14 protein-coding genes are annotated in these 17,601 nt (G+C 47.1%); 5 read left to right on the plus strand and 9 right to left on the minus strand.

What is annotated here, in order from left to right; translation table 11 throughout:
- Positions 1-19: 19 nt before the first annotated feature.
- Both ACMQ5W_RS02535 and ACMQ5W_RS02540 read left to right on the plus strand, forming a co-directional pair.
- Positions 20-877: a tocopherol cyclase family protein gene (locus ACMQ5W_RS02535; RefSeq protein ID WP_148491446.1), complete on the plus strand. Its 858-nt coding sequence runs from the start codon at positions 20-22 to the stop codon at positions 875-877.
- Positions 878-945: 68 nt separating this feature from the next.
- On the plus strand, positions 946-1,653 hold the full coding sequence (locus ACMQ5W_RS02540; protein WP_419023137.1) for a DUF554 domain-containing protein: 708 nt from the start codon (positions 946-948) through the stop codon (positions 1,651-1,653).
- A 205-nt stretch (positions 1,654-1,858) separates the two neighbouring features.
- On the opposite strand, the gene ACMQ5W_RS02545 is transcribed toward ACMQ5W_RS02540, so the two are convergent.
- The 5 genes from ACMQ5W_RS02545 to ACMQ5W_RS02565 all read right to left on the minus strand — a co-directional run bounded on the left by ACMQ5W_RS02545 (position 1,859) and on the right by ACMQ5W_RS02565 (position 9,317).
- Positions 1,859-3,910: an FAD-dependent oxidoreductase gene (locus ACMQ5W_RS02545; protein WP_419023139.1), complete on the minus strand. Its 2,052-nt coding sequence runs from the start codon at positions 3,908-3,910 to the stop codon at positions 1,859-1,861.
- A 340-nt stretch (positions 3,911-4,250) separates the two neighbouring features.
- Positions 4,251-4,694: an aconitase X swivel domain-containing protein gene (locus ACMQ5W_RS02550; RefSeq protein ID WP_419023141.1), complete on the minus strand. Its 444-nt coding sequence runs from the start codon at positions 4,692-4,694 to the stop codon at positions 4,251-4,253.
- 1 nt (position 4,695) lies between these two features.
- Positions 4,696-5,967 (minus strand): aconitase X, encoded by a 1,272-nt coding sequence (locus ACMQ5W_RS02555; protein ID WP_148491450.1) that lies wholly within the window; start codon positions 5,965-5,967, stop codon positions 4,696-4,698.
- 523 nt (positions 5,968-6,490) lie between these two features.
- Positions 6,491-7,690 carry an MFS transporter gene (locus ACMQ5W_RS02560; protein ID WP_419023143.1) on the minus strand — a complete coding sequence of 400 codons (1,200 nt, stop codon included), beginning with the start codon at positions 7,688-7,690 and terminating at the stop codon, positions 6,491-6,493.
- Between the two features lie 202 nt (positions 7,691-7,892).
- Positions 7,893-9,317, minus strand: a complete 1,425-nt coding sequence (locus tag ACMQ5W_RS02565) for a Na+/H+ antiporter NhaC family protein (protein WP_419023145.1) — start codon at positions 9,315-9,317, stop codon at positions 7,893-7,895.
- 398 nt (positions 9,318-9,715) lie between these two features.
- On the opposite strand from ACMQ5W_RS02565, the gene nfsA reads away from it, so the two are divergent.
- Together nfsA and ACMQ5W_RS02575 are read left to right on the plus strand one after the other, a co-directional pair.
- Positions 9,716-10,468, plus strand: coding sequence for an oxygen-insensitive NADPH nitroreductase (gene nfsA, locus ACMQ5W_RS02570; protein ID WP_419023147.1), 753 nt, complete (start codon positions 9,716-9,718; stop codon positions 10,466-10,468).
- Positions 10,469-10,486: 18 nt separating this feature from the next.
- Entirely contained in the window at positions 10,487-12,550 is a 2,064-nt protein-coding gene (locus tag ACMQ5W_RS02575) for a sigma-54 interaction domain-containing protein (protein ID WP_419023149.1), read from the plus strand.
- Positions 12,551-12,605: 55 nt separating this feature from the next.
- On the opposite strand, the gene ACMQ5W_RS02580 is transcribed toward ACMQ5W_RS02575, so the two are convergent.
- Genes ACMQ5W_RS02580 through ACMQ5W_RS02595 form a run of 4 tightly spaced genes read right to left on the minus strand, consistent with a single transcriptional unit; the run spans position 12,606 to position 16,425 of the window.
- Entirely contained in the window at positions 12,606-13,343 is a 738-nt protein-coding gene (locus tag ACMQ5W_RS02580; protein WP_148491455.1) for a hypothetical protein, read from the minus strand.
- Complete coding sequence (locus ACMQ5W_RS02585) at positions 13,344-14,528, minus strand: WG repeat-containing protein (RefSeq protein WP_419023151.1); 1,185 nt, start codon at positions 14,526-14,528, stop codon at positions 13,344-13,346.
- Between the two features lie 16 nt (positions 14,529-14,544).
- Positions 14,545-15,267 carry a hypothetical protein gene (locus tag ACMQ5W_RS02590; protein WP_419023153.1) on the minus strand — a complete coding sequence of 241 codons (723 nt, stop codon included), beginning with the start codon at positions 15,265-15,267 and terminating at the stop codon, positions 14,545-14,547.
- Entirely contained in the window at positions 15,268-16,425 is a 1,158-nt protein-coding gene (locus ACMQ5W_RS02595; protein ID WP_419023155.1) for a WG repeat-containing protein, read from the minus strand. It lies immediately after the preceding gene.
- A 317-nt stretch (positions 16,426-16,742) separates the two neighbouring features.
- On the opposite strand from ACMQ5W_RS02595, the gene ACMQ5W_RS02600 reads away from it, so the two are divergent.
- Positions 16,743-17,600 (plus strand): polysaccharide deacetylase family protein, encoded by an 858-nt coding sequence (locus ACMQ5W_RS02600; RefSeq protein ID WP_419023157.1) that lies wholly within the window; start codon positions 16,743-16,745, stop codon positions 17,598-17,600.
- Position 17,601: the final 1 nt, after the last annotated feature.

Here is a 17,601-nt window from a genome sequence, read left to right on the forward strand (position 1 = left end):
CAACAAGTAGGAGGCTGATATGAAAAAAACAAACTTTTTTGAGGGATGGTATTTTAAGGAACAGTGTGAGGAACTGACAATCGCTTTTATTCCGGAGGTTTCTTATGATGAAGATGGAAAGCTGTCGGGCAGCTTGCAGATCGTTCTGCCGGACCGCTCTTACTATTACACTTATCAAAATCCCATCAATATGAACCTGAATCGCACCATGTTCATCGTCATGGAGAAAAATGTTTTTACGGATGCTTGTATCCATATCGATATAGAAGAAGAGGATTTGATGATCAAAGGTGATATCTACTTTGACAGAGAGAAAGGCAGAAAATTTAATGTCATGGGGCCTCTCGCTGTATTTCCACTGCCTTGTAAACACGGAATCCTCTCTATGGAACAGCGGCTGTCAGGAACTCTCGAAATAGACGGCAAAGTCTATGATTTTAACGGTGGCAAAGGTTATCTGGAAACTGATTTTGGGAAGTCTTTCCCCAGGAGATATATGTGGAGCCAATGCAACTGGTTTGGCAGTACAGACTGCCAGATTGCCGTTGCGGCAGCGACAATTCCCTTGGGGCCCATTCCTATCATGGGAACTTTTGCTTGTATCAATTATGAGGGGCAGAGATATAAACTGGCCACTTATAAAGGAGCGGAAGTAGAGAAAATAGGGGAAAAGGGTTTTAAGATTACGCAGGGTCCTTATATTTTTGAAGGCAGACGCCAGGGCGGAAATGCCATAGAGCTAAAAAGTCCGGAAATGGGCAAGATGGAGTCAGCTACGCGGGAATACTTGGTCTGCAATATGGAGTACCGGCTTAGAAAAAGAGGCGTGGAGATTTTTTACGTCAGGAGCAGCCACGGATCTTACGAATTTCTTTGATTACAGTTGATAAAAGCAAAATAATGATGTAGGATATTTCTATCAACAGTAACAGAAGGAGACGGAAGATGATAGGAGTTATCAGCGATACAGCAGCGATTTTGCTTGGAGGAACCATCGGCTTTCTGGCAAAGAAAATTATCCCGGAAAGCTGGAATGATATTATTCTGAAGGGATTGGGGCTTTGTTCGATCTATATTGGCATTGCAGGAACACTCGAAGGCAATAATACGCTCATTTTAATCATGGCCATGGTTTTCGGGGCTATGATGGGGGAGGGTTTTCGAATTGAACAGCGCTTCAATGGTTTTGCCGAAAGATTAGAAAAGAAGTTTGATAGCCGGGGCGGCAAGTCCAATTTTGCACAAGGGTTTATCACCTCCAGTTTGATGATGTGTGTAGGTGCGATGTCCATTGTAGGCTCCTTGAACGCTGGACTGAAAGGGGACAACACCTTGCTGTTCACCAAGACGGCCATGGACGGAGTAGGCGCCATGATGTTTGCGGCCTCCCTGGGCATGGGCGTTATCTTTTCTTCTATCACAGTATTTCTCTTTGAAGGCGCCATCGTATTGCTGGCTGGCGTCGTGGCACCGGCCCTGACCAGCGATGTCATTAACATGATGACTTGCGTCGGTTCCCTGATTATTATCGCCATGGGACTGAACCTGGTGGCGGATACGAAACTGAAAATCATGAACTACATGCCAGCAGTCTTTCTGCCCATCGCATTCTGCCCGTTGTATGACTGGGTATTGGCAATGGTGCAGGGGTAATATAGGATTGGGGCAGGATATATCTTTATCGGCGTGAAAGAATCAAGGATCAAAACGCTGCTGGCGGTCTGCAGGAACAAGGCAGAATTGAAGCAGAGGGCAGTACAAAGGGCAGGAAATATAAAAAGGTAATCAAATAATTCTATAAACTAATCGAGCGAATCGGATTTTCCGATTCGCTCGTTCTTTTCTATAAAGAGAAGCTTTACAGCTTCATGCAGACGTCCCATGCGCGCCAGATGACGCTGCGCAGGTTACCTACGCCGTTGGCATCTCCCACGAGGTGAACATGCTTTCCGGATCCGGTCAGCGGTGCAGGTTTATAACCGACAGAAACGATAACATCGTCACCGGTGAGATCAAAGACCTTTCCGTCCTGATCCTTGACCGTTACGCCGCCTTCCTTGATTTCCAGAAGGGTCGTATTGAGATAGATCGGCGTCTTCTTGAAGGCCAGCATTTCACGCAGGAAGGAAGAGTTTGCCAGGCAGACGCCTTTGACGGCAATCAGGTCGTTCTTCATTTCTACGATCTGCGGCTTTTTGCCCTTGAGAATCAGGTCATAGGCGATTTCGCAGCCAGTCAGTCCGCCGCCAATGATGATGACATTATCTCCTACTTCTTTGCCAGAGAGGTAGTCTGTGGCCTCAATGGAATGTTCGAGGCCTTTGATTGGCGGACGATTTGGCACGGAACCGGTAGCGATGATGACTTCATCCGCCTTCAGTTCCTGAGGATCTTTTACTTCTGTATTGAACTTGACTTCTATGGAATGCTTTGCAATCTCCCGTCTATACCATTCGATCAGCGCGCGGTCGCGTTCCTTGTATACCGGTGCTGCAGCCTGAATGAATACGCCTCCGAGACGATCCGACTTTTCGTAAATCGTCACTTTGTGGCCTCTCTCCGTCAGAACCAGTGCCGATTCCATGCCGCCGATGCCGCCTCCGATGATGGCGATATGCTTCGGAGAAGAAGTCTTTTCAATCTTGTATTTTGTTGACTGCATGGTGCGAGGGTTCAAAGCGCAGCGAGCCATATGGATGGCATCGGTCAAATCCTGGATGTTCGGTGTACCCTCATACTTGGCCATGGTAAAGCAGGCATTGTGACAGTGGATGCAAGGCTTGATATCCTCTTCCCGCTCTTCTATCAGCTTTGTGACCCAGGCAGGGTCGGTGAGGAACTGTCTGGCGACGCCCAGACCGTCTAGTTTTCCTTCTTTAATCGCCTCTGCACCGACGGCAGGGGACATCTTGCCTGCGCAGACTACCGGGATATCTACGAATTCTTTGATGTGGGTGACATCGGCCAGGTTGCAGTTTTCCGGCATATAGGCAGGTGGATGTGCCCAGTACCAGGCATCGTAGGTGCCGTTATCACAGTTGAGCATATCATAGCCGGCATCCTGCAGGAATTTGGCTGCCTGCTCCGATTCGGACATGTCACGTCCCACTTCTATGTACTCCTCACCTGGAACCGCGCCCATGCGGAACCCTTTGGTCTTGGAAATGACAGAATAACGCAGAGAGACAGGGAAGTCGTCGCCGCAGGATTTCTTGATCGCCTGCACGATTTCTACAGGGAAGCGGTATCTGTTTTCAAAGGAACCGCCGTATTCGTCAGTCCTCTGATTGGTGTATTTCATGGTAAATTGATCCAACATATAACCTTCGTGGACAGCATGGACTTCGACTCCGTCTACGCCGGCATCCATGCACAGCTTGGCAGTCTTGGCAAAGGCGTCCACAACCTGGTGAATCTCCTCTATGGTAAAAGGTCTGGAATAGACGCCGTCAGCCCAACGATTTTCTGTTGCCGAAGCGCTGGCGCAGATGTAGTCCATGTTGAAAATTGGTTTACCGAGGAATCCGAAGACTTTGTTCTTCATCATTTTGACCATCAGGTCGTTGACTGCCATAGAACGTCCCATGCCGGCAGTCAGCTGGATAAAGAGCTTGGCACCGGTCTTGTGGAATTCATCCATGAATTCTTTCAGCTGTTTGAATTTCCCCTTGTTCTGGTAGAGCCATTTGCCGCCCATGGTATCTCTGATTGGCGCGATGCCGGGCAGTATCAGCCCTACGTTGTTCTTTGCCCGCTCCAGCAGAAAATTAGCGGCTTCTTTGTCAAAGTGGTTGGGTTCCATCCATCCGAAAATGGAAGTACCTCCCATAGAACACATGACGATGCGGTTCTTGATCTCCACATTGCCTATTTTCCATGGCGTAAATAAAGGTTCATATTCTTGTTTCATTCCGTCCTCCTTAATGGTATAATGGTCTGTCCTGTGAGCTGTGAGCAGCTAGACAGACCTTATGCTTTGGGAGACCTAACCCGATTTCGTGAAGCGGAATCGCCGGTAGGTCCCCGGTCAAAAGTGCAGCGCTTTAGCGCGTGGCACTTGACGACCACGCCCCGTAAACGAAGTGAGTGGAACGGCGTTAGTCGTATAATGGCTATCTTTTTATTATAACATAGGAAATATCGTCCAAAGGACGTATTTCCGTATGTTTCAAAGAACGTACCTTACGAAGCGTCGCCCCTTGCGGGCGACATGAGTGCATAGGAGTGACGCTCCGTTATGCACTCGTTTTTTACTCAACGGTTACGCTGCCGTCTGTGGCAACGGTGACCGTCATGCCATCTTTGATGTAGTCTAAAAACGCTTCTCCCAGATTGTCAATGACTGGCATCTCTGCGTCAGTCCAGTTGGCTGCCAGGATTGCACCGGAAGCCGCCAGGGAGTCGATAGGTTTAGAAAAAAGCATGCACGCAGGTTGTTTCCCCATGGCACAGGCTGTATAGAGCACCATGCCGCCGGTGGTCGAGCCGATGGTTTCTGGAAGGCAGAGGGCCTTGCCGATCATGGATTTCTTGTAGAGGTCACTGTTATTCTGATCGCCGCATTTGACATTTTTGTCACCGAACATCAAAGCCATCTGGTAGCTGGCCAGGGTGTTGAACCCGCCGTGTGAAACCAGGGCTTCGGCGGTGACACTGCCGGGAGCGACGACGCGGCCTTTGAATTCTCTTGCCATATTATTGCACCCCCTTGGTAATCATCGTCAAAATCTCTTCGTCGGTGTAAAATCTGGCGCTGGTATAGGTGCGCAGCTTGTTGGACGAAGTGATGACGGGCATTTTCTTTGAGAGTGGGTTATTCATATACATGAGTGGGCAGATATAGCTGAGGATGATGCCTGTCTGCTCCAGTCTCTTATAGTATTCTGTTTCCTTGAATTCACTGATAACACCGGGCGCAGAAGTGAAGACCGTTGGAATCTGCACTTTTTTGTTCCCGCAAGCCTTGAGTGCCTCTTCGACACGTTCTGTCCAGTCTTTCAGCTGTGCCAGGGTCATGTGAGGACAGCCCATGAAACAGAGCTTTGGTTTGGCATCCGGGTCTTTCCAGATGCAGGGGTAGCTGTCCTTTACCCGCGTTAGTTCTGCATCGTCGATGATGTAAACCGGGGCATTTTCGCGAATCAGTTCTTCGCCGTAGTCTACGGCTTCCGGGGTTAAGTTCTCGACATGATAAAGCCCGACGGAGCCGTTGGACGCAGTGGCAGCGCCAAAGTCCTTGAGGTAGGCGCAGGCGGCATCGTCTAATGTAGAACCGATCCATTTGTCCAATCCTCTGATGTACGGCACTTGATCCAGGACCTTCATGCCGATGGCGGAGCCTAGAATCTGCGCTTCCGGCATCTTTTCCGTGCGGATTTCCACGATCCAGTCGGCTTTGCGTCCATCGTCGGTCAGAAGTCCGAATTCGGGAACGAATCCGACGATAGAACCCATCAGTTCGATGATGCCGGAGTTCCGGTTACATCTAGCACCGAGAACGCTATTTGCATAGACCACTGCGGAAGATTCAGCCCAGGAGAGGATTTCGCCCCTTTTTGGCACATTACCGACTTCTGGCAGGTAGCAGGCGCAAGTATAGGCATCCTCACTTAAGAGCCCCAGTTTGCGCAGCTGTTCTTCGTAATGCTCCTGCTGGCTGTACATGAACTTGAAGACGATGTTCTGCAGAAAAGACGAGGGGACGTTTTTGTCCAGGGGTCTTGGATCTGCTGAGAATTTCTGTTTGCTGACAGCTTGAGCGGACAGAAGCCGATCGTACAGTTCGTAGACCGGCGTCATGACGCCGATGCCGAAGCTGATGACGGTATGGCCGTATTCGTTTGTAATTGGAACCATTTTCTCAGCGCCGAAGGCTTCGCCGTACATGACAAGGGTTTTGACAATCTTTGCCATGGTTTCGCCTTGCGCGCCGTCAAGCAGTGCCTGTTGTCCTTTTGTGAGAATCATGCTATCATTCCTCCATATGTTTTAAAATGATACCGAATATTCTATATTTTCATTATACTGTTTTATCGGAGGTATTTCAAGATACTGGGGCAAAGTTGGACTGACTTTGCAGTTTTTTATTTAAGTAAGAAATAAAACGGGTAAAATTGCCTTAAAGGACCTAAATCCGCACATTTATGGCACTTTTTTGAGAAATGAAGCTGATTTTTTGACTGTTTATCCAAAAAATGGAAAAAACGCAAAGGGAATAGAAAACTATATAATAATAAAACTTTATAAAAAATGCGATTTTGAAGCGTAAATGTTACGAACAAATGCATTTTTGCTGTCCGGAAGGGCGGATGAAAACAGAAATCTGCCATAAAACATCTAAATCCGCACATTTATGGCACTTTTGCCGGATTTAAAAATTTGTTGGACCTATAAGTAAGAAATAGTCTACGTCAAGGCTGTCCTCATCTTCCATAGGTGAGAAGCTCTCCGAATGAGATTTGAGAGCTTCTTATCCGTCATTTCCACGGGTTTAACTATTCCTTTTTCGATAGAGGAACCAGATGACTGCATCCACAGCCAGACAGATGGCGGCAATCATGAACCAGGTCTGTGTATAGGTATGGGACTGCAGCAGCCATCCGGTGAATACGGGGCCGGTCAGTCTGCCCAGACCTCTAGAAAACTCGTAGAGAGACATACTGCGGCCTTTGTGGGTTTCCGGTGACTGGTCGGCTATGTAGATGCCTGCACAGGTGGAAATCAAGATTTCTCCGCTGGTCCAGATGACCACTGCCATCATATAAATCAGGATACTGCTGGAGAATCCATAGAGTGAGAAACCTGCGGCGTAGAGGAGGCAGGCAAAACCGATGTTGAACAGGGGATGCTTTTTCTTTGTAAAAGAAACGATGATCGGCGTACAGACTACGACCACGCCTCCATTGATGGTCCAGACCAGTGAACTGTATTTTGACCCCGCATTGAGACCGAACAGATCTCTAAGCTGCAGAGGCAGCATAAAGTCCAAATTGATATAGCAGAGTGTCAGCACGGCAAGACAGATGGTGAATACAAGCAGAACAGGATTCCGCAGAACAATCGAAAGCTGACTGTCCTGCTTCACCTTTTCCAAATGCTTCGTTTTTTTGTGGGGAATATAGACATCCTGTACACTGCACAAAACGAGAATAAAGGTAATCAGGAAAATCAAGGACATACTGAAAAATATCCACGGCATATGGCTGTAGAATAACATGCCGGCAATGACAGGTCCCAGAGCACTTCCGATATTCCCTGATAAATACATCAAAGAGAAACATTCTGTCTTGTTGCTTTCATTCGCCCAGTCGAAGATCATGGCCGATACCGTAGGCAAGATGGCGCTGGCAACAAAATAGGTGATGATGATGAAGAAAATCACCAGGTGCGTGGATGCAAAAAAACCAGCCACTGCCATCGTGATGATAACGACGAAGGTAGCGGCGATATAGACCTTCTTGCGCCCGATTTCATCAGACAGTTTTCCGCCGACCAGAGTTCCCAAGGTGCTGGCGATGGAAGCCACGACAACGATGTAACTGGCTTCAATTTCTGTGTAACCCAGTCTGCTGGTCAACAGCAGAGATAAAAAAGGATATACAAACATCATTCCCATAGAAATAACCGCCCTGGAAATAGAAAGAATGTATATCTGCTTTGGCAAACCCTTGTACTGTGTTAAAAAGTTCAATGTCTCATCTCCTTTGTAAGATGCAATATACTATTGTGACAGAATTTTGTCAAGACGTTCTGATTGATCTGTGATAATGTCTCAAGTAAACGCAAAAGAAAATAGCCCAGGCAGTCACCTACAGCGCCTGAGACATAAAAGAAGAAGCTGCCGACAGAAATTCTCGTGCCAGCAGCTTCTTTTACTTTCAATTAGGATGGGCTTAGGCCTCTAATGCGGCATCTTGTGCGGCAATCTCCTCATCTGTGACTTTGGTCATAGTGAATCCCGTGAGGACATAGATAAATCCAATCAGGGTGCTGAGCCATGTCAGCGGCGCATAGATGAAAAAGTCTGAGTTTGCAACTCCGAGAGTCGCCGCGTAGAATGCGCCCATACCGCCCCAAGGAATCATCGGCGATAAGCTGATGGTGCAGTCCTGCAAGATACGAGATAAATTCTTTCTGTGCAGGTGGTATTTATCGAACAAGTCTGGCAGCATAGGACCCAGGGCGGCATAGGTCAGATCGTATCCGCCGGTGATGACGAAGAAGGTCAGACACATGCCATACACTTTGACGACCATGGACTTTGAACTCTTAGATGTGGTAGTGATTAAGTCCAGCAGAGCATCGATAACGCCAGCTGCCCGCAGCGGCGCGCCGAATACGCAGGCTGCGATTAAAATCGCTGCGATTTCCAGGAAACTTGCCAGTCCGCCTCTGAGGATGATGGAGTCGATGATTTCAATACCGGACGCTTCGCCATACCCGTTCATCATGACACTGGCAACGTCACCGATGGATGCACTCTGAAATACCATGGACAGTATGGCTCCGAGGACGATACCTACGGCAAAGGTAGGAAGAATCGGCTTTTTCATGATGATCAGTACGATGACGACGACAGGAGGAAGCAGCAGCAATGGATTCAGGCTGTAAATAGAGGAGAGGCCATTCACAATCGTATCATATGCTTCTGTTCCAGTTCCCGCACCGGCAGCATCGTTGTTAAATCCAAGTATCAGGAAGTAAACCAGGCAGATAACCAGTGCAGGCAGAGAAGTCTTTGCCGCATGGATGCAGCCTTCAAAGAGGTTCACCTTGGATACTGCAGTGGATACGTTAGGGGAATCTGACATTGGAGACAGCTTGTCTCCGCAGAGAGCCCCGCTGGCAATGGCACCGGCTGTAATGACCGGCGACATGCCCAGACCAGAGGCCATGCCTAAAAATGCGATACCTACGGTACTGATGGTGCCCCAGGAGGATCCCATGATCAGGGCCATGATGGTGCAGATCAGACAGGTCAGGAAATAGAACAGGGATGGGCTGATAACTTGTATTCCGTAATATACCATGATAGGTACTGTTCCGGATAGGACCCAGGTGCCGATCATCATGCCTACTGAAAATATGATCAGAATCGGCATGATCATATTTTTGACCAGTGTGATAATGGTGGACTGAATATCACTGTACTTCGTTCCGAAGATGACAGCGATGACGGACAGTAAGGCTCCAACGGACAATAGGATGACAGCATCAGCGTCTTCTGTGACTAAAAAGCCGACAACTACGAGGACAATTCCTAAGATCAGCATGAAGAAAGCCTGCGGCTTTGTGACTTTTTTGCTTGATGTACTCATTTTGCATATTCCTTTCTTTCTTATAATGTTGTAAAATATTCCTAAGTTATATTCCAGTGATGCACGTGTCACTTTTTATGCATGGGAGCGATGCTCCATCACGCACTCGTTTTTTACATGACTTAAGAAAAGCAATTTCTGTGCCAAAATATCTTAGAAGTCAAAAATCTTTGAAAGTTGACCTTTGTAAGGGTCTTCCTGAGAAATAAAGCAAGAGAGAATCGAACAGAAAAGGAAAATTAGGAAAAGAATTAACCTAAAAGCTCAATCTGCCTCCGCTGATCCAGGATAATTTCTTTGGAAAAAGGCAGATTAATATGGTGGCATGAAGTTTGCTTTATAATGACAGTATACCTATAAGAAAAAGAAATTTGCAATGTGAAATGGAGGAGAAAGAAATGAATGCAGTGGAGAACTTGATGGTAAACCATAAATCAGTCAGGAAATTTAAGAATCAACCGGTGTCAGACGCGCTTTTGGAGAGAATGATCAGATGCGCACAGCATGCTGCTACATCGGAATTCATCCAAGCATATACCATTATAAAGGTCAATGATCAAAAGACAAAAGAAACCCTTTATAATGAAGTGACAAGCCAGAAGCCGATCTTAAATGCACCCGTGTTTTTAGTATTCTGTGCCGACGTCAGCCGCCTGCTGCGGGCCAGTGAAATGAATCAACGTAAAGCGCCAGAAGCCTACATGGAATACACAGAGACTTTTCTCATGGCATCGGTGGACACCGCCATTGCAGCACAGAACGCAGTGCTGGCAGCAGAATCAGAAGGGTTGGGCTGCACTTATATCGGCGGAATCAGAAATAACCTGCCGAAGGTCATGGAACTGCTTGATATTCCGCAGGGAGTATATCCGCTGTTCGGCATGGTTTTAGGGTATCCGGAAGAGCAGACAGACGAGGCGGCAAAGCCGAGGCTGCCCCTTGACGTCATATTCAAAGAAGAAAAGTATCATATTGACGGAGAGGAAGAACAGATCAGAGCCTACGACGAAGTAATCAGACAGTATTATATCGATAGAACTGGCGGGAAACGAGATGAAACCTGGTCCATGCAGATGTCGGACTTTGTGGAAAAACCCCAGAGGCCGTTTTTAAAAGATGTTTTGGAAAAGCAGGGATTTAAGCTGAAATAAAAGAAAGGATTTGCGATTATGAAACGAATTGCAGTCGTAGCGACGGAAAAGGAATATGCAGATTTTCTGATGAATCACGTAGCCAAATATATGAACCGGTATGCTCAATTCGTTTCTTATTCCATCGCTGAAATTGAAAAGGCGGGACTGATAGAAGAGGACTTTGTCCTGCTTTCGGCCTTTAACATCTTTCAGCAAGTCAGGCAGAAAATCAGTGAAGCGTCAGAAATCATCGTTCTCTCCTTGTCCCTGAGTAAAAGACAGATGGAACCCTTAAAGGAAATCCCGAGCGGAACCAAGGCTCTGCTGGTCAATTTTGACAACAGAAGCTGCATGCATACGATTACCTGTATGTATGATGCAGGAATCCGTGACTTGGAACTGGTTCCTTACTATGGAGAAGGGGATTACGACCACGACATCGATGTGGCAATCACGCCCAACGAGGCGCATCTGGTCCCAGCAGGAATCACAAAGGTCTACAACGTAGGGGAGAGTTCTGTAGATATGAACAGCCTCTATAACATAGCGGATAAACTGGGAGTCTACGAAGAATTTGCTGCCAGAGAAGCCAATGAGGCGAGAAAAGAATATTATTACATCAATTCCAGTATGGATAAGCTGATGGGCGACAAAGCGAGTATGACCGATAAGCTGAACACACTGATTAAGCTGATGAACGAAGGCATCATCATCACAGACTCGACGGGCAGAATCTACTTGTCCAATGAAAAAGCGCAGAAGCTTCTGGCGGAACGATCGAAGGTCTTGCAGGGGTTTCATATTGAAGAAGTGCTGCCGGAGCTGGATGTAAACTCCACCAAAGAACGGCTGGCCAAAACGCCTGGGGCGAATTTGATCGTATCGGCAGTAGAAATCCGCTCGGGCGATGAAATGGCGGGACATATCATCACCGTAACAGACTTTGAAGAGGCAGAGGAAAAGCAGCATGGCATGAGAGCCAAACTCAATGAAGCCAGTCATGCTGCCAGATATCATTTTGAAGATATTTTAGGGGAAAGTGATGCAATCAGAAGAGCGATCGCCGACGCAAGGCAGATTGCGGCATCCGAAGCAGCGGTGATGATCATCGGTGAAAGCGGTACGGGGAAGGAGATGTTTGCGCAGAGCATCCATAACGCCTCTGCCAGAAGGAAATATAATTTTGTCGCTGTGAATTGTGCGGCCATACCGGAGAACCTGTTGGAAAGCGAGATGTTCGGCTACGAGGAGGGTTCCTTTACCGGCGCGAAAAAGGGCGGCAAAATGGGATTCTTTGAATTGGCGCATCGAGGGACTATCTTTCTCGATGAAATTGGAGAGATGCCCCTGCAGCTGCAATCTAAACTGCTCAGAGTCCTGGAGGAACGTAAAGTCATGCGCGTAGGCGGCAGCAGGAACATCGATGTGGATGTGCGGATCATCTCAGCGACTAATAAAAATTTGTTTCAATTGGTAGAACGGGGAGAATTCAGAGAAGACCTCTACTACAGACTCAACGTGCTGCCATTGTCAATTCCTCCGCTGCGGGAGAGAAGGGAGGACGTGCTTCCAATCTTCTATTCCCTCGCTGAACGCATGAATTCTAACATGCAGCTGAGTCCGGAAAGCGGGGATATTCTGATTCACTATGCCTGGAGAGGAAATGTCCGGGAGCTGAGAAATGTGGTGGAGTTCTTAGGGAGTAAAGGCAAAAAATATATCGAAGCGGAAGATCTTCCGCCGCTGAAGTACGGGCAGAAGGAGAACAGAGGCGGAAACGCAGGTGGAGAAGCCTCCACCATAATCGACAAGTTTATCCTCAACGAAGGACGGGAAATCGAACTTTATTACGCGGTACTGCGTCAGCTTCGGCAGTCTTTGGAACAGAGTGAACGTTATGGCAGGCAGAAGCTATTGGATAAGGTCAACAGCAGTGGCGGTGTTTATACAGAAGGCGAAGTTCGCAAGGCCTTGACAAAACTGTCTTCTTATGGTTTTATCAGGTCGCCGAAGGGGCGAGGCGGCAGTGTGATCAATCACGAAGGGATCAGGCTGCTGGAAGTTATAGAAACCTTTCGAGAGAGAGGAATCCTCAGATAAAAAGCAGATGCGGCCATCAAAACCGTATCTGCTTTTTAAATAATGCAATAGATTGTTACATGTTAAATTTGCTGTTTAGGGCTTTAACGCAATAAGTGAAAAGTCCTGCGATGACCACGATATAGAAACCATCGGTCAGCCCCTCCAGAAGCAGACTGTTGAAACCATTTTTCAACAGCGTTTTACAAAGAAACTCTGCGCCAGTGGTGATGGCGAAATTGATTCCATAGATGACCAGCCATGCGGGTACTGCCAATTTGTCCGGCTTGATTAAATGAAAGGACAGCAAGACGGTAAATGCAAAAGTGCAGAAGAATACTTGCTGCAGCAGCATTTTAAGCGGGAGCAGTCCCATAAGGATGCCGATTTGCATCGGCGGTACATCAGCATTCAGATATTCCTTCAGTACCTCGACGCCGATGTCGGTGACATCCACATCAAAGAACAGCACCATGACCAGGGAGGCAGCCAAAGCCACCAAACTGATCAGCAGCATGTAGATGCTTCCTGCCAGAACTTTGCTCATAACGATCTCTCTCTCTGAAAGAGGCAAGGCCATATAGAAAGAGCCTTCCGCGTTAAAAAGAGAGGTGCTGAAAATTTTGTTCAACCCTTTGATGCTGAAGACGATTGTTGCAATGGAGCATACCAAAAGCACCAGAGGACCGATCAGCGCCGTCATCGCTTTGGCCAGGAGAATAGATAAAGTCCAGCCGGCGATGGAAAATCCGATTGCTTTAGAAAAATCGCTTCTGCCGATTTTCAGGTTCAGGTTGATTCCTTTACTGAGCATTTACATCGCCTCCTTTAGGTTCAGGATTCCGTAAGCGTCTCTGTACTTTACGATGGAACGTCCGTCTTCTATTTCTGTGGCATCGGTAAAATACGGCGCGATGACGAATTTTCCTCTCTCGTTGATAAATCCATAGTGAACGCCGTCCAGGGTAACCGGGGCGAGGCCTCCTGCGAATACTGTCTCATATAGAAACCAATAATCATTTTTATAATGTGTTTTCAAGTTGAAGAGAATGTTTCCTGTTTTGTCGATACATCGTATTTCGCTATTAGCGTAGACTAGGGATTTGCCCTCCGAGAATGGGTTTGCTCTGTCGGTGGTATAATAAGGCAATTTGATTATGAGCTTGCCTTTTTCGTCGATATAGCCGCAAGTGGTCTTTGTCGTATTTTCGTCAAAGTCCTTACTGATCTTATCCGCGTTTTGTCCCTCAAAGATTTCTGCATACCGCAGACCCTCTGATAATTCACCGACAGTCTTGTATAGCTTTGTGTCTTCGGCCAGAGTAAAGTCATCCTTGAGAAAACAATGTCCTCCTTCATAAAGATAGGCTAGATAGCCGCCGTTATCGTCACTTTCCAGATCTGAGATCGTTGATGGTACTTTTTTCTTTTCTCCTGTGACCGCATCAAAGAGATACATGTCGGTGGATGTGCCATTCGTTTTGATCAGGTACGTGGTGCCGTCGACATGGATTATTTCGTTTGCGGATTTGTCGTAAAAGATAGTGTGGCCTTTTTTGTCCAACAGACGAGGGCTTCCGGTACTGTCCGTAGCAATGGTGTATCCGCTCAGAAAAGGTTCTACGTTGTTGTATATCGCTTTGACGACGATGTTGCCGTCCTCGTCCTTGATTCCGTATTGGTCATTTTCTGTATACTCGTATAATCCGTCACCCAGGCTGTATTCCGCATTCTTTATCCGCTTGATCGGCTTTCCGGCGGCGTCGATAAGGAGCAGATCGTCGCCTTTTGATGTCAGGAAGGAGCCGGCGGCCGTGCCGAAATAGAGATCGGAGTAGCTCTTTGTCGGCTTGAGGCTCCAAGATAAAGCCATGACAGAAGAACGCTCCTCGTAATAGGCGGTAGACGTTTTGCAGCCGGCCCATGCCGACAAACCTGATATGCCGACAAAGAAAATCAGGATGATGATGAGTAAATGATTTTTTATAAATATCTTCATTTTGACGCCCCTCCAATCAAATATTGTACTTACTGCATAAAGCTTTACTACTGTAAGATAGCAGGACCGCGATGACCACGACGTACAAAATATCGGTCAGCCCCTCCAGAAGAAAGATATTGAACCCCGATCCTACGAGTTTGCCGGTTACAGCCGTTATACCAGAGCTGACAGCAGCATTGATTCCGAAGATGACCAGCCACGCGACAACGGACAGCTTGCCGGGCTTGATCAAGTTGAAGGACAACAGGGCCGCCATGGCGAAGGAACAGAAGAACACCTGCTGCAGGAGCATCTTCAGAGGGGACAGACCCATGAGAACGGCAATCTGTCCTGCGGTCATATGGAGGTCCATATATTGCTGCAGAGGACTCATCAGGATCTCTGTAACGTCCAGACCGATGAGATATGAAAGGATAGTGATGGCAAAAATCGCCGACACAGATACTAGATCCAAGAGAAGCATGTAGATGCTCCCAGCCGCGACTTTGCTGAGGACGATTTCCTTTTCGGACAACGGCAGGGCCATATAGAAAGTCCCCTGATTATCAAACAAAGATGTGCTGAAGATGCAATTCAGTCCTTTGATGCAGAAGACCGTAACTATGATGAGGCTGATTGCAAGGGGAATTCCTCCGGCGAGACTTGCGAGAGCGTAACCTGCTGCGGAAATGCCTATAGCTTTTGAGAAGTCATCTTTTCCGATTTTTAAATTGAGCGAGATTGCTTTACTGAGCATTTAAATCCCTTCTTTCAGGTTTATGATTCCATATTGTTCTTTGTACCTAACCGCAGCGTAACCTGCGTTGATTCTACCTACAGAATCAAAGATTGGTTCAAAGATGAATTTCCCTTCTTCATCAATGATGCCTTCTTTTTTGCCGTCTAGTGACAATGATGCGTAGCCGCCTGTGAAACGAGTATCTAATGGATCGCTGTTGCTGCAGTCTTCAAGGACAAACAGGGTTTTGCCTTTGGTGTCAATGCAGATGATTTTTTTATCAGAATAGATCAAAGCCTTACCCTCTGCAAAGGGACAAGCTCTTTTGATGTCTTTGTACGCAAGGGGCAGAACGATTTCGTGAGATTCATTCATGTATCCGCAGATCCGTGCGTGACCACGAGTAAGAGGAACATTATGTTTTTCGTCCACGATTAAATCGTCATAACGCTCGACGTAGGCGAGACCCTCTGAAAATTCTGGAAGCGTTTTGTACAAAACCGCCCCTTGGGGAATGGCAAAGGCATCTGTCAGATAACAGTAGGTATCATCAGGGAGCCTGGCCATGTAACTGCCATTGTCGTCCGTCGTGATACCGAGAACCTTTGATGGCAGCGGCGTTTTGTCTCCGGTAGAGACGTCCAGGATATAGTGGGTACTGCCATTGACAAAATACTTGCCGCCTTTGATATAAGAAATAGCCGAGATCACTTCGTTTGCAAGGAGCTGGCTGCCGTCCCGGTTCAGCAGCCTGTGGCGGGAGCCGTCCCAAGCGATGGCGTATCCGTGATGGAACTCTTCTATGGAACGGTATTTCGCTTCGATGACAACCTTGCCGCTGGCATCTTTGACACCGCAAAGGTCTTCTTTCTCAAATAGGAAAAGTCCCTCGCCCAGGTTTCCGTCATCGGGAATCTCTTTCAGAACGCGTCCTGTGGCATCAATGAGAAACCATTTCTCCTCGTCATAGGCCTCGAACTGGCCCGGATTTTCTCCTGCGGTAATCCAGTCATACTGATCTGTGGGTTCCAGAGACCAGGGGATACTCTTAAGAATCTCTTTTTGGCTGTAGCTCAGAGTTACGGTTTTATATGCGGCAAAGGCAAAGAGCAGAGAAATCAGAATGAAAAGTGTGACGCCGACAGAAAGCGGATGTCGTTTGATAAATGCTTTCATGACATAGCTCCTTCCAGTGGTATTATTGTATTAATTGCTTAATACAATAATACCACTGAGCAGATGAAAAGTCAATATGAAATCATATATTTTCCTGGTAACTTCGCTTGAATCATAATCATGGTTTTACTGAAAAACGCTGGTTGCTGCGTTAATCAGGCGAATCATTAACCTATTTTCCTGCCTCTTCTGTACGCTTTTTTAAAGGAATCGAAATAATCATTGAAATTCCAATAAATCCACTATTTCCATCACTTGGCACACTGTTTGCGTTTATATCTGACGGATACAGATGAAAGATCAAAAAGGAGTGAAAAATGGAAAGAATAAAGTGGCCAGAGGGCAAAAGAAGCGCGGTCATGTTCACTTTTGATGTGGACGGTGATACCACTTGGGAGAATGGAAACCGAGGCCTTCCCAATGGAGACAAATATATCAAATCCTTATCGGTAGGACAATATGGTCCTAAACGCTGCGTAGACAGAATTCTCGACAAGCTGGAGCAGTATGGCGTAAAGGCGACGTTTTTCGTGCCAGGACTTACAGCGGAGAGATATCCAGAAGTAGTTCTGCGAATCGCAGAGGCAGGACATGAAATCGGACATCACGGTTATGCCCATGAACGGTTTGCAGGACAGACTCCAGAGGAGCAGATTGAGATTATTGAAAAATCGCAGAAGATTTTCAAGGAATTGATCGGATATGAGGTAAAGGGATTTCGCACGCCCTCAGGAGATTGGGCGGAGGAGACACCAAAGCTTTTATACGAAAGAGGGTTTCGCTATTCAAGTTCCATGCGGGGTGACGACAGACCCTATCGGACTGTCATCGACGGCGAGGAAACAGATTTTATCGAAATACCGACCAAGTGGGAAGTAGATGACTATGTGGCAATGGCCTATCACATGTATCCGGCTGAACCGGCAGGCCTGGACAGAATTTCCTGCTATCGGAATGTGGAAGATAACTTTATGAGAGAATTTCGCGGACACCACAGAGAGGGTCTGTGTATTTCCTATATGAGTCATCCTCAGATTATCGGCTCTCCGGGGAGGATTCAGATCTTGGATCATCTTCTGGCTGAAATTACAGGACGAGATGACGTGTGGGCGGCTACAGGCAGTGAAATCGCTGATTGGTACAGAGAACATCATTGGAAAAGAGAGGTGGAATAAG

Origin of the sequence: Emergencia sp., from assembly GCF_048465375.1 — a bacterium.
Lineage (GTDB): Bacteria > Bacillota > Clostridia > Peptostreptococcales > Anaerovoracaceae > Senimuribacter.

What these genes read in the sequence shown, in the direction of transcription:
- ACMQ5W_RS02585 (WP_419023151.1), bottom strand. Translation starts at nt 14,528, where the DNA reads ATGAAGATATTTATAAAAAATCATTTACTCATCATCATCCTGATTTTC.
- ACMQ5W_RS02580 (WP_148491455.1), bottom strand. Translation starts at nt 13,343, where the DNA reads ATGCTCAGTAAAGGAATCAACCTGAACCTGAAAATCGGCAGAAGCGAT.
- ACMQ5W_RS02590 (WP_419023153.1), bottom strand. Translation starts at nt 15,267, where the DNA reads ATGCTCAGTAAAGCAATCTCGCTCAATTTAAAAATCGGAAAAGATGAC.
- ACMQ5W_RS02565 (WP_419023145.1), bottom strand. Translation starts at nt 9,317, where the DNA reads ATGAGTACATCAAGCAAAAAAGTCACAAAGCCGCAGGCTTTCTTCATG.
- ACMQ5W_RS02545 (WP_419023139.1), bottom strand. Translation starts at nt 3,910, where the DNA reads ATGAAACAAGAATATGAACCTTTATTTACGCCATGGAAAATAGGCAAT.
- ACMQ5W_RS02540 (WP_419023137.1), top strand. Translation starts at nt 946, where the DNA reads ATGATAGGAGTTATCAGCGATACAGCAGCGATTTTGCTTGGAGGAACC.
- ACMQ5W_RS02550 (WP_419023141.1), bottom strand. Translation starts at nt 4,694, where the DNA reads ATGGCAAGAGAATTCAAAGGCCGCGTCGTCGCTCCCGGCAGTGTCACC.
- ACMQ5W_RS02575 (WP_419023149.1), top strand. Translation starts at nt 10,487, where the DNA reads ATGAAACGAATTGCAGTCGTAGCGACGGAAAAGGAATATGCAGATTTT.
- ACMQ5W_RS02535 (WP_148491446.1), top strand. Translation starts at nt 20, where the DNA reads ATGAAAAAAACAAACTTTTTTGAGGGATGGTATTTTAAGGAACAGTGT.
- ACMQ5W_RS02555 (WP_148491450.1), bottom strand. Translation starts at nt 5,967, where the DNA reads ATGATTCTCACAAAAGGACAACAGGCACTGCTTGACGGCGCGCAAGGC.
- ACMQ5W_RS02600 (WP_419023157.1), top strand. Translation starts at nt 16,743, where the DNA reads ATGGAAAGAATAAAGTGGCCAGAGGGCAAAAGAAGCGCGGTCATGTTC.
- ACMQ5W_RS02595 (WP_419023155.1), bottom strand. Translation starts at nt 16,425, where the DNA reads ATGAAAGCATTTATCAAACGACATCCGCTTTCTGTCGGCGTCACACTT.
- nfsA (WP_419023147.1), top strand. Translation starts at nt 9,716, where the DNA reads ATGAATGCAGTGGAGAACTTGATGGTAAACCATAAATCAGTCAGGAAA.